We start from the raw sequence: 13,214 nt of genomic DNA on the forward strand, positions 1-13,214 counted from the left end.
TGTCTAACCTATTTTCCTTCCTTTGGATTAATCCTGCTGTCTAATTCAAACCAAAATTCCACACCGTCTGCGTAATTGTTTACACCGCATCCCATGCCATGCCTGTCCATAATTGCCTTAACAATGGACAAACCAATTCCGTTTCCACCGTAAGCCCTCGTTCTTGCTTTATCCACCTTGTAAAATTTAATCCAGATATTTTCAAGTTCACTTTCCGGTATCTGTTTTCCTGAATTAAACACCGATACTCTTACTATACCATTTTTTTCGGTAATTTCCACATTAATTATTTTCTTAGCATCAACATGATTTATGGCATTACTTAAATAATTGGTTATAACCTCCTCAATTTGGAACTCATCAGCCCACACGCTTACAGGTTCCCTATGTCTGAAAGTAATATTTACGCCCTTTTGCTGTGCCTTAATTCCTATTGAATTAATAACACCTTCAATAACTGACACAATATCAAATCTCTCCAGATTAACCTGAGTTCCACCAAATTCCAACTGATTAAGAGTAAGCAGGTTTTTAACCATTTTGTTCATTTTAGCTGCTTCATCTACAATTACATCACAATAATACTGAACATCCTCCGGATTGTCACTTATGCCTTCCTGAAGACCTTCCGCATATCCCTGAATCAGTGCTATAGGAGTTTTTAGTTCGTGGGAAACATTTGAAATAAACTCTTTTCTCATTTCATCCACTTCCTCTTTTTTGGCAATGTCCTTTTTCAATTCAATATTAGCTGATTTAAGTTCAGTAATTGTCTCTTCAAGCTTTTCGGACATTTCATTTATACTTTCTCCCAAAACACCCAGTTCATCTTTATAATGTCCCTGATATTTAACGTTAAAATCCAGCTTTGACATTCTTTTTGAAATATCCGCAAGGCTTAAAAGTGCCTTTGTGTACCGGTTCATAAAGAATAAAATCACAATGGTTGTAATTAAAATTACAACAACCCCAAGAATTAAATAAAACTGATTAGTTATGGCAACACTTTCCTTAAAGTTTTCAACAGACATCCTTATAACTGCAAAGTTTCCATTATCTAAAACGGAATATAACTCGTAATGCTTGTCTGATGTTACATCATCAACCATATATTGAAGTGTATAATCCTTCTTAGACTCTATAACGGTACCTTTATTGCCATTAATATTTTTTCCATAAACAAGGCTTGCCCATCTGTCTGCCAGATTTTTTCCCGGTCCATAGGAATATACCGACTGACCTGAAACATCCACAATTATCAGAGTTGCTCCGTCTGTTTCGCATATACTGTTAAGCTTGCTACTGTTTTTTGAATCCTCAAGGTCCGGATCTTTAGCCACAATTTCCTGTAATGTTTTATATACTTCCTTTATGGCAGCCTGTTTTTTATTTGTATAAAATTTTTCCATGAAAACGGTGCTGAATACTCCAATGCTTCCTACGGAAATTGTCATTATTACAATAATCAGCGCCGTGATTTTGTATCTGATTGAATGTTTCATTAATTAACCTCAAACTTATATCCCATACCCCAAATAGTATGTATGTATTTTCCACAGTCGCCTAATTTGCTCCTTAATTTTTTTACATGGGTATCTATAGTTCTGGCATCCCCAAAATAATCATAATTCCATACATTATTCAAGATATTTTCCCTTGACAATGCAAGACCTTTATTCTTCACAAAATAAGTTAAAAGTTCAAATTCCTTGAAACTTAATTCAACAATTTCACCCTTTACCTTAACTATATGGGCAGCTTTGTTTATTTCAATATCCCCTGCCTGCTCAATCTCTCCCTGGTCAATATTGTTGGTTCTTCTTAATATGGCATCAACCCTTGCAACCAAAATTCTCGGGCTGAAAGGTTTTGAAATATACTCATCAACTCCCAACTCGAATCCAAGAAGTTCATCACTTTCCTCACTTTTTGCCGTGAGCATAATAATAGGAACCTTTGACAATTTTCTAATCTCCCTGCATACTTCCCAGCCATCCATTTTAGGCATCATTACATCAAGAATAATCAAATCAAAATCATTGTTTTTGATAAATAAATTAATGGCTTCTTCTCCGTCTGCCGCCTCAACTACCTTATACTGCTTTCTTGTTAAAAAGTCATTAACAAGCTTTCTCATTCTTTCTTCATCATCTACAACAAGAATTTTCAACTGTTCCATAGCGTACCTCCATATCTTTTACATTTTATCAGTTATCCTGTGATATTACAATTTTATATTTATATTAAATAACAAATATGTGTAAAAAAAATGAATTCCTGTATCTTATCATTGTGGTATGATTTAAAGATTTTTGTTTAAAATATTTCTAACATTTTTCCAATCAATTCCTGCATATTTTAATTGATGAAGTATTGTGCTTCCACCTCCACCATCTACCAAAAAATATTCATTATCTTTATGCAATATAAAACAAGTATTATAACACTCTGTAACAAGTGCATTTCCGATACCTAGCATTGTAATATTCATAGATTTTTTCCTTAATGTAGCGCCCCTCCATCGGTCAACGGTAATTGGTCGTAAACATCCTAAAAAAGGACTTTGTTCATTTTGTTTTCTACTCCAATTCTACTTTACTGTGTCAAAAACGGCATAAGATAAAACGGTTTCAGCAATAATTTTTCCTCTTTTCCAACATCTTTCTGTGACAACAAATATATGTTATGCACATTTTTTGAAAACTTCCTGTTAAACTCATTAATTGATTCATGTTTTCCCGAACCGGAAGACTTTACTTCAAAGGCATTTATTTTACTACCTTCCGAAATCAGAAAATCTACTTCATAATAATGTGTGCTTCCGGCTTTTTCCCATGTGTGATAATAGAGTTCTCTTCCTGATGCCGTAATCATTTGAGCAACAAGATTTTCATAAAGATATCCAAAATTTGCAGGTAATTTATCTGAAAGTAATTTTGCATATACATCATTTTCCGTTACCGGTCTGTCAATAAACATTAACGTCACAAATAATCCCGTATCTGAAAGATACAGTTTATAACTATCAAAATCCTTTGTGTCTGCCAGGCTGACTCTTGGATCCGTCGAATTATAACATGGCAAGACAGTTTTTGAGTCAATCAGCTCATATATCAATTCATCTGCCCTGGTATTATTTTTCTTTCCTATAGCAGTTGTGATTCTGTATTTACGCAAATCTTTTGCTAATTGAGCCGGAATCGAATGATATAACGCTGATATTCTTCCGGATGAATCAATCTTTTTAAAATCCTCTTCATAAAGAGATATTATCTGTCGTTTCACCATATCAATTTCTGAAAAGTTTTTCCCTTCTATATATGCTTCCACCGCCTGCGGCATACCTCCTACAGCCATATATACTCTTAAGTCCCTCATTAATTTGCGATTTGTTGCCTGTCCAATAGCTGAATTCATATGATAAATTTGCCGTAAAAGTTCATAATTATTTCCGGCTGCCATGCAAAATTCTTCATAATCCATTGGGTAAACCTGTATTTTCATTTCCTCTGATGGAACAAGAATATCTTTTACATTTTTCTTTATTGAAATTAAAGAACCTGTTTCCAAATAACTATATCTTCCATCAGATACAAGATGCTTTATTGCCTGTCTGGCTTTCGGAAAAAGTTGAACCTCGTCCAAAATAATCAATGATTCATGTTCATATAAAGTTATTCCTGTTTCCGCCTGTAATCTTAGAAAAAACATATTCAGATTTCCTATGTCATTAAAACAATCCCTTATGTTATCTGTTGTTTTTGAAAAATCGATTAAAATATATGACTTATATTCATTCTGCGCAAAATGTTCTGCAATTGTTGACTTTCCAACTCGTCTTGCACCTTCCAGTAAAACTGCATATTTTTCCGAATATTTATCTTTCCAGTCCAACAATTTTCTATACACTTTTCTTTCAAAATACATCACATACCTCCTAAGCTTAACTATATTAAATCATGAAATATGCATTTCTTCAAGATTGTTTTTCCTTATTTTGTGCTTTTCTTCAAGATTATTTATCTTGATTTTGTTCCTTTCTTCAAAATTATGTGCTAAAATTCGTTATTTTCTTTGCAACGACATAATTTTATACTATTCTTCCGGTATATACCAATACGAATGAAAACCACTAAGAAATGTTAATGCATTTTTTGGCATTTGTGTAATGGCAAAATAAATATTACAAAAATCGCCTGCTCCCATTGAAATGGAAAGCACGCCTAACCATGCGAAAAATGACATTTCCGGATTTATAATGAATATCAACAATGGCAGGAAACCAAATATAAGGGTGGGAAATAAACTCATCCAAATAAATTGACCTTTAGTGCAATCTTCTGTGCTTATAACAAACAGTATCCCCCTTTTTATATTTGTATACATCAAAACATCCCCCTTCATCCATATGGCATGTAAAAACTCATGAGGCACTAACACAAGTAACGATGCTATTATTCCCCAAAAATTATATTCTGCTCCTGAAAGAAAAATAAAAATTAAACCAACTATGAATATTCCACATGCAATTCCATTGGCGATAATTGCAAACTTATTTATATCAGGTTCTTTAAATTGAACTGCACCTTCTTGAACCCGCGTAGGCAAGCTATTATCATCCTTATATTCTCCCATAAACTTAAATGATTTCATTATCTAAACCTCCATCAGCTTAAAATCAGAAATTTACCCCGTCGGCACTTTTCCGTCATCCTTTGATAAATTCATATTCATCATACCATAAAAATAACGGCACTGTATATCACTTCCGCAACATACGATGCCGTTATTTTTCTTTGATACACCAAACAAAACATATTTCTGTGTATGATAATATCATATACAGAGTTCGACTTGCTCAGTTTTAGCGTGGCAGACGCATTAAAAGGCAAACTCTGTTCCCAGGTGCCTGCGTGCTTCATAAGGATTCCTCTCACCTTCGGTGTGTTGCCCCTACTTAATACAAATAACGTTTTTGAAAATATGCAACACAAAATACAACCAAAAATTAAAAAATCCCCTTTAAATAAGGGGATATAAGAGTGGACTAGATGGGAGTCGAACCCATGTCCAAAAACCCTTCCATCGTTCTTCTACTATCATAGCTGATTATTTGACATTCCCTCTGACTGACGAAAAACAGCATCCTTCAGTCTTCAGTAGCTTCATGTTACTCCCACATACTCAAAGCTTTGTATATAGGGTTCCCTACAAGTGTCGATGCCTGAATCTAAGCCGTAGGCCTCTTAGATCAGACAGCTGCAACTAGGCAGCGTATGCTAAATTATCTTCAGCGTTTAATTTTAATTTGTGATTTGACGCATCACCTGCGGATAGCTTCACCAACTTCCAAATCCCTGTCGAAACCAGTACTAGCCCTTAATTTAATTGTATGAGTATACTAAACCAAAATATTAAAAATGTCAATGGCATATTTGCATCTCTTACTACATATAATACTTGTGGAAATGTTTCATCCTATACTTTGGAGGTAATAAATGTTTAATTTCAAAAAAATCACACTTTTAAAATTTACCATTTTAGGGATTATATTTACGGTAATTACCGGAACCTTATTGCATTTTGTATATGACCTGTCTAACGAAAATCCTGTAGTGGGACTTTTTGCCCCAATTAATGAAAGCGTGTGGGAGCATTTAAAGCTACTTTTTTATCCTGCAACCTTATGGATTATCATAGGTTATAGGAAATTTGGCAAAAACAATTGTAATTACCTTTTTCCTGCCTTTTTAGGAGTGGTATCGGGACTTATTACAATTCCGGTACTTTTCTACCTTTACACATTTATTCTAAAAAAAGATATTTTAGTTTTGGATATTCTGATTTTCATAATAGGTGTAATTGTGTGTTTTTCAGTATTCTATTTTGCTCAAAAAAATTATAACTTCTGCTTTATATCAAATAAAAAAGTAATCCTTTTGTGGGAGATTGTGTTTATACTTTTTGTACTTTTTACAGTATACCCACCGGCTCTCCCACTATTTAAGGATTACTCTTAATTATTTGTCTTTTCTTGATATAAACCAGTATGCCACACCTGTCATACATCCGCCTAAGATATTACCTAAAGTTACAGGCAACAGATTTCCTACGAAAAATCTGTACCATGTAAGGGATGATACATCCACACCACAGTTACCGTACTTCATGTTGGCAAATATTCCACCACTAATATATCCCATATTTGCAACGCTATGCTCAAAGCCGCAGACTACAAACACAAAAATCGGGAAATAAAGGGCTGCAATCTTTCCACCTGCTGTTTCTGCCATAAGTGTCATCATAACTGCCACACAAACTAAAACATTACATAAGATACCTCTTGTAAATGCATCGGAAGACCCAAGGGATGCCTTAGTAACGGCAATGTTAATAACTCTTGTAGTCATGGCATTATCAAAGGATGAATATACATGACCTATGGTTATAATTCCTGTAACCAGCATTGAACCTAAAAGGTTTCCAATATAAACTACCACCCAGTTTTTTATCATGGATAAAAAGCTTATCCTTTTGTCTAACAAAGATATAACCAAAAGGTTGTTACCTGTAAAAAGCTCCGAATTGTTTAACACCACCATGGCAAGTCCTGCCGGGAATACCAGTGCCATAAGCATTCTTGCTATAGAATGGTTGTCAACGGTTGCAGCTACAATAGATGAAGCTGTTCCTGCCAATGAAATAAACATACCTGCCATAATTGATAAAACAAGCATTCTTCCTATAGGCATATTAACCTTGTTTATGCCACTTTCTGAGTATTTTATAGTCGCATCTTTTGCTGTAATCATAATTTCCTCCTGATGTTCATTAATAAATAATATTGCCGAACCTTTTTCATTTTAATTGACCACAGCATATTATATATTTTATATAAGATTAATTCAATTGTTTCTGGTCCCTTTTTTGCACTTTTTTAAGAGTAATATAGAAAATCACCCCATTATCAGTATTTTCAAAACCATACTCTGCATTATGCAGCTTTGCAATGCTTTTTACTAAGTACAATCCCAGTCCGCTTCCCTTTTGTCCATTTAAAGTTTCATTTGCATCTCCACTATAGAAAATATCCCATATTTTGTCTTTATATGATTCATCTATATGTTTTCCCATATTTTCCACTTCAACACGAACTGTTTCATTTAAGTCTAAAACCCTTACCGTAACCTGTGATTTTTCATCACTATGTTTTATTGCATTAGATACATAATTTGATACTGCCTGCTTTAAAAGTTTTCCATTTATTTGTGCATAAGTATCAATATCGTATTCTTCTCTCAAAACAATATGATTTGAGTCAAACAGCTTTTTATATTCACCGCATATTTTCCTTACCACATCACTGACATTTTCATTTTCCACTGTGAGATTTTCATTTTCATATTGAACTGAAAAAATAGAAATCATGTCATTTATCATCTGGGACATATTTTCTGTCTCCTCAATAATTGACTTACAATATTCTTCTCTTTTCTCTTCATCATTTAAATACTGTATCATCTCCACCTGAGTAGAAATAATGGCAAGAGGTGTTTTCATTTCGTGGGAAACATTGTTTACAAACTGCTTCTGAATATTTTCCGCCTGCTCTTTTCTAGCAATTTCCTCCTCAAGAATTTCTATCTGATTTCGTATCTGAATAACCATAGTATTAATACTCTCTGCCAAGCCCGAAAGTTCCTTAAATTCCTGATTTTCATCTATTTTTACATTGTAACCGTTTTTAACAGCCAGTCTTGTATTTAGTTCAATCTGCTTTATCGGTTTACTAATACGGTTAGCAATAATCATTGATACAATCATTCCTATTGCAGCGGCAATTAAAACTACAATGGTAAAGAATATTGCATAATATGAAAAGAGTATATTCTTTGTTGTTTTTATTTCATATATGTAGACATAATATTTATGGTTTCCCTGTTTTATTATGCCTCTTCCTTTTATACGTCTTTTGCAATTAACAGTTTTAAATTCATCTTCATCAAATCTGTTAACCTTATCAATAATTCCCCCTTTAATTTTTGCCTTTGCACTTCTTCCATCTATTACTGCGCCTTTTCCCTTACCGTTAGCTGATACATAAATCTGCCTGAAATTTTCATCTGCAATAACAAATCTAAGTTTTTGCTCCTCAAAATTTACGATTTTAGAATCTCCATCTTTTAGTTTTTCTAAATCCTTCTCATGCAATCTGTTAAATGCCTGATTCATCAGTTTCATTTTGCTGTGATAGTAATATCCCTGTGCTCCTGATAAAAACAGAATCAAAAGCACACTTAAAACCACCACAAGCATCATTCCCTGAAACAGTACCATTTTCCCCTTAATTGATTTAATCATTATTCCACCTCAAATATATATCCAACACCATAAATTGATTTTATATAACTTTGGCAATCGCCTAATTTTATTCTAATCTGCTTAATTATTGTATCAACGGTTCTATAGGTGCCATCGTATTCTTCACCCCAGACCGCATTTAAAATCTGTTCTCTTGTTAAAGTAACTTTTTGATTCTTAAGCATAAAACGCAAAACATCAAACTCCTTAGGAGTTGTTACAAAATACTTACCATTTACATATGCCTTTCTTGCAGCACAATCTAACTTAATGGCTCCTGCCTCTAATTCATCCACTATTGTTTCAGGTTTCGTTACTCTTTTTAATACAGCCTCGATTCTTGCTTTTAATAAAACCAGCATGAAAGGCTTTTTGATGTAATCATCAACACCGTTTCCAAAACTTTTTATCTGTTCATAATCTCCTGATTTGGCAGTCATCATTATAACCGGAACTTCAGACAATTCACGTATTTTCTTTAACACATATTGTCCGTCAAATACAGGTAGCATTATATCCAATAACACTAAATCAATTTTCTTAATGTTTTCTTCAAAAACTTTTATTGCACATTCTCCGTCTTTTGCCTCTAATATTTCGTAATCATAAATTTTTAGGAAATCCGCAACTGTCATTCTTAATTTGTCTTCATCCTCAACAATTAATATTGTTTTCTTATCCATCTCGTACTCCTATTGATTTATTTTATTAATATATGAACAGGCAGCTAAAGCCGCAACAGCTCCATCTGATGCTGCTGTTGTAAGCTGTCTTACCTGTTTTGTTCTGCAATCTCCTGCCACAAATACGCCTTCCGTATTTGTAGTACATGTTTCATCCGCCTTTATATAACCTTTACCATCTAATTCTACCATATCTGAAAATTTTTCATTGTCAGGCATTTGTCCAATTGCTATAAACGCTCCCTGAACCTTTATTTCAGATAATGTATTCTTTTTAACATTTAATATTTCCAGTCCTTCTACTGATTGCTCTCCTTTTATTGACTTTACAACACTGTCAAAAACAAATTTCACATTGCCTTTTTCTTTTAAAATATCTGTCAGTCCCTTTTCCCCCCTAAATTCATTTCGTCTATGAACAACATAGACCAAATTACAATAATCAGACAAAAACAATGCATCCTCTAATGCCGTGTTTCCTCCACCTACAACTGCCACATCTTTTCCTCTGAAAAATGCCCCGTCACAGGTTGCACAATAAGAAACACCTGCACCGGTTAGTTTATCTTCGTTATTAACTTCTAAGGGTCTGTTTTTAGCCCCGGTAGCTATAATCACGGTTTTTCCCTGATACTTAGTCTTATTAGTTACCACTACTTTATAACCGGAATTATTCTGAATTTTAATAACTTCTTCAAACTTAAATTCAGCGCCTAATTCTCTTGTCTGATTATAAAGATTATTTGCAAAAATAAATCCGGACACCTTTGATATTCCCGGATAATTTTCAACCTCCGGAGTATTTATTATTTGTCCGCCATAATTTTTTTCCTCAATTATTAAAACTGTTTTCCCGGCACGTCTTGCATATATTCCTGCCGTCATTCCGGCAGTACCTGCGCCAATTACAATAACATCATACATAATCCTGTCCTTAATCTAGAAATTTTATCAAATAACTTTGATATAAAAAAGTCGTTTCCCACGAAATTCATTACACCATAAATTTTATCATAAAAAAACGGATGTGTATATTATTCTATATATACCCATCCGTTTTAAACTATAATTATTTATTAATAAGTTCTAATAACTCTTCCTTAGATATGAGTCCAATAGATTTCTGTGCTTCCTCACCATTTTCAAATACTATTAATGTTGGAATTGACATTACATTATATCTCAAAGCAATTTCCGGCTGTGTGTCAACGTTGAGTTTGCCTATGATTATATCATCTCTCTCTTCTGCAACTTCGTCAACAATTGGTCCCATCATCTGACATGGTCCGCACCATTCTGCCCAAAAATCTACTAAAACAGGCTTATCTGCCTTTAAAACTGTCTGCTCAAAATTATCCTTTGTTATTTCAACTACTGCCATAATGTATCTCCTTTCGTCTCATCACTTTTAGTATATCCACTTTTTTTAATACAATTTATCCCTAATATATTTTACTTTTCATTCCTTCCCTTATATAATACCATTTTATACAGCTGTATTAAAGCTGTTGGTGCAAAAGCCAGTGCAATGGCAAATACCAGATTTCTTACTCCTATATTTGCAATATCAAACAAGCCACTAAGAGGTGTTATAACAATAACTCCACCAATAAAGATAAGTCCTGCCACAAATGCCATTACGCTAAACTTATTTGACAATAATTTTATCTTTGATATTGGTTTATCATTTCTGCAATTAAAGCAGTGGAACAATCTTGCTATGGTTAATGTTAAAAATGCCATTGTTGTGGCAAATCCACTACTTACATTTAAACCTATATAATAAGAAATCACTGTTGCAATTGCAACTAAACCACCTTGAATCAGGATTTTTTGTATAAAATCTTTTGTTAAAAGCCCCTCTTTATGATTTCTAGGAGGCATTCTAAGCAATGATTTATCTGACGGTTCCATTCCAATGGCAATTGCCGGAAGGGAATCTGTCAGCAAGTTCATAAACAAAAGGTGTACCGGCGTAAATGGTGCCGGAAGCCCTAATAAAACTGTATAAAGAACAGTAAGGATTCCTGCCATGTTACCGGATAAAAGAAATATAATGGCATTTTTAATGTTTCTAAATACATTTCTTCCATTAGAAACTGCCTTAATAATAGTTGCAAAATTATCATCTGCCAAAATCATGGTTGCAGCATCTTTAGAAACCTCTGTCCCTGTTATTCCCATGGCTATGCCTACATCCGCCTTTTTAAGTGCCGGTGCGTCATTTACCCCATCACCGGTCATAGCTGTAATATGTCCTCTGTTTTGCCATGCCTTAACTATTCTTATTTTATTTTCCGGAGAAACTCTGGCATACACCGAAATATTTTCAACGTTTTCATTAAGCCACTCATCATCTTTTTTATCCAGCATAAGACCTGTAATAGCCATATCCCCTTCCCGGTATATTCCTGCTTCCTTAGCAATGGCTACAGCTGTCGTTTTGTGGTCTCCTGTAATCATGACTGTTTTTATGCCTGCACTTTTAGCATCCATAACCGCAGGAATCGTTTCCTCCCTGAGAGGATCTGCCATAGCAACTAATCCAATAAATGTATAGTCACATTCCTCCTCTAATCCTAACTTATGGTTAGTTTCCTTGTATGCAAAAGCAAGAACCCTTAGTCCATTTTCTGAAAACTTTTCGTATGCCTTAACAATTTGCTCCTTCTCGTTAATTGTCATATCAACCACTTTATTTTCATGTTTTACCCGGATACATTTTTCTATAAGTAAGTCCGGTGCCCCTTTAGTAAGAATGGTCTCCCTTCCATGCAGCTTACATTTGACACTCATCATTTTTCTGTCTGAATCAAAAGGAATTTCCCCCATTCTGTTAATCCATTTTCTAATGAAATCTGTATCCAGCTTCTTCTGCTGATTTAAATTAACGTTATCTGCCATTTCCATTAATGAGTACTCAGTAGGATCACCAATGTATTTCCCATTAGACAAAATAGCATCATTGGCAATAACAGCATCATATATAAGATATCTGTGTACATCCTTAGTTAAATCAATTTCTTCCGGCTTTATATTCCTTCCAGCTGTGAAAATTTCTTTTACAGTCATTTTGTTTTTAGTAAGGGTTCCTGTTTTATCTGAACATACAACAGAAACACATCCAAGGCTTTCCACTGCTTTTAAATCCTTTATTATGGCATTTTCCCTTGCCATTTTACTTGTTCCAATTGCCTGAACAATGGTAACTATAGACCCTAATGCCTCAGGTATTGCAGCCACAGCCAGTGCCACCGCAAACATCAGTGCATCCAGCGGATTAGTTCCACGGTACAAATATAATGCAAACACAATGGCACTTATAATCATAATGGCAATGGCAAGGCCTTTACTAAATTTATCAAGATTTTGCTGTAATGGTGTTTTATTGTCCCCTACGGCATTTATCATTCCTGCTATTTTTCCTAGTTCCGTATCCATTCCCACAGCAGTAACTACCATTTCTCCACGTCCATAAACTACTAAGCTTCCGGTATATACCATATTTTTTCTGTCAGCCAATGCCACTTCTTCGTTAATAATTCTATTGTTCTTTTCTACCTCTGAGGCTTCCCCTGTAAGAGAACTTTCATTAACCTTTAATGAATAACTTTCCAAAATCCTGCCATCTGCCCCAATGACGTCTCCGGCTTCCACCAAAATCACATCTCCCACAACGATTTCCGAAGATTTAATTTCAAGTTTTTGTCCGTCTCTTTTCACCTTAACCATTGGGGATGATAGCTCCTTAAGGCTTTCCAATGATTTCTCGGCTTTTACATATTGTACAGTACCTAATATAGCATTCATAATAAGAACAACTATTATAACAATTGTACTTTCAACGCTTCCTGAAACAGCTGAAATAATAGCTGCAACTACCAATATGGCTACTAACAAATCAGCAAATTGTTCCACAAAAATTCTAAATATGCTTTTCTTATGTGCCTCCTCTAAAATGTTTTCTCCATATTTTTCTTTTCTGCTTTCCACATCTTTACCAGCCAGTCCCTGTTGAGAAACTCCTAATTCCTTTAGAACTTCTTCTTTTCCCATTCTCCAAAACTCTTTCATATAGACCTCCTCAAATACTTAATAAGTATTTTTATGCGAAAAAAGAACGAGACCTTTATCGCACAAAAATAACGGCGATAAAAGTCTCGTTCTTTT

Annotated in this window: 11 protein-coding genes, 1 other RNA gene and 1 pseudogene; 1 reads left to right on the forward strand and 12 read right to left on the reverse strand. The window is 34.3% G+C overall.

Going from position 1 to position 13,214, the window contains the following annotated elements:
• Positions 1 to 8: 8 nt before the first annotated feature.
• From H8S00_RS05965 to ssrA, 6 genes and pseudogenes are all read right to left on the reverse strand, one after another.
• Complete coding sequence (locus tag H8S00_RS05965; RefSeq protein WP_186840269.1) at positions 9 to 1,502, reverse strand: sensor histidine kinase; 1,494 nt, start codon at positions 1,500 to 1,502, stop codon at positions 9 to 11.
• The gene (locus H8S00_RS05970) at positions 1,502 to 2,179 is read right to left on the reverse strand and encodes a response regulator transcription factor (protein ID WP_021953206.1); all 678 of its coding nucleotides are present in this window, start codon (positions 2,177 to 2,179) and stop codon (positions 1,502 to 1,504) included. The genes H8S00_RS05965 and H8S00_RS05970 overlap by 1 nt, the downstream gene beginning before the upstream one ends.
• 141 nt (positions 2,180 to 2,320) lie before the next feature.
• A pseudogene (locus H8S00_RS05975) lies at positions 2,321 to 2,491 on the reverse strand (MBL fold metallo-hydrolase); the annotation flags it as partial.
• A gap of 104 nt (positions 2,492 to 2,595) precedes the next feature.
• Positions 2,596 to 3,927: an ATP-binding protein gene (locus H8S00_RS05980; protein WP_118588495.1), complete on the reverse strand. Its 1,332-nt coding sequence runs from the start codon at positions 3,925 to 3,927 to the stop codon at positions 2,596 to 2,598.
• A 168-nt stretch (positions 3,928 to 4,095) separates the two neighbouring features.
• A complete protein-coding gene (locus H8S00_RS05985; protein ID WP_186840270.1) occupies positions 4,096 to 4,635 on the reverse strand; it encodes a DUF3267 domain-containing protein in 540 nt (179 codons plus the stop codon).
• Between the two features lie 405 nt (positions 4,636 to 5,040).
• Positions 5,041 to 5,379, reverse strand: a transfer-messenger RNA (tmRNA) gene (ssrA, locus tag H8S00_RS05990).
• A gap of 119 nt (positions 5,380 to 5,498) precedes the next feature.
• Between ssrA and H8S00_RS14065 the strand changes: the two genes are divergently transcribed.
• A complete protein-coding gene (locus tag H8S00_RS14065) occupies positions 5,499 to 6,020 on the forward strand; it encodes a DUF6512 family protein (protein ID WP_366459490.1) in 522 nt (173 codons plus the stop codon).
• On the opposite strand, the gene H8S00_RS05995 is transcribed toward H8S00_RS14065, so the two are convergent.
• The 6 genes from H8S00_RS05995 to H8S00_RS06020 form a co-directional block, all read right to left on the reverse strand.
• A complete protein-coding gene (locus H8S00_RS05995; RefSeq protein WP_186840271.1) occupies positions 6,021 to 6,812 on the reverse strand; it encodes a formate/nitrite transporter family protein in 792 nt (263 codons plus the stop codon). It lies immediately after the preceding gene.
• Between the two features lie 88 nt (positions 6,813 to 6,900).
• Positions 6,901 to 8,361 (reverse strand): sensor histidine kinase, encoded by a 1,461-nt coding sequence (locus tag H8S00_RS06000; protein ID WP_186840272.1) that lies wholly within the window; start codon positions 8,359 to 8,361, stop codon positions 6,901 to 6,903.
• On the reverse strand, positions 8,361 to 9,044 hold the full coding sequence (locus H8S00_RS06005) for a response regulator transcription factor (protein WP_118588490.1): 684 nt from the start codon (positions 9,042 to 9,044) through the stop codon (positions 8,361 to 8,363). The genes H8S00_RS06000 and H8S00_RS06005 overlap by 1 nt, the downstream gene beginning before the upstream one ends.
• 9 nt (positions 9,045 to 9,053) lie before the next feature.
• Entirely contained in the window at positions 9,054 to 9,968 is a 915-nt protein-coding gene (gene trxB / locus H8S00_RS06010) for a thioredoxin-disulfide reductase (RefSeq protein ID WP_186840273.1), read from the reverse strand.
• A 145-nt stretch (positions 9,969 to 10,113) separates the two neighbouring features.
• Positions 10,114 to 10,425 (reverse strand): thioredoxin, encoded by a 312-nt coding sequence (trxA, locus tag H8S00_RS06015; protein WP_186840274.1) that lies wholly within the window; start codon positions 10,423 to 10,425, stop codon positions 10,114 to 10,116.
• A gap of 71 nt (positions 10,426 to 10,496) precedes the next feature.
• Positions 10,497 to 13,118: a cation-translocating P-type ATPase gene (locus H8S00_RS06020; RefSeq protein ID WP_118588487.1), complete on the reverse strand. Its 2,622-nt coding sequence runs from the start codon at positions 13,116 to 13,118 to the stop codon at positions 10,497 to 10,499.
• Positions 13,119 to 13,214 lie beyond the last annotated feature (96 nt).

The organism is Eubacterium segne, from assembly GCF_014287775.1.
Classification (GTDB): Bacteria; Bacillota; Clostridia; order Lachnospirales; family Lachnospiraceae; genus Eubacterium_G; species Eubacterium_G segne.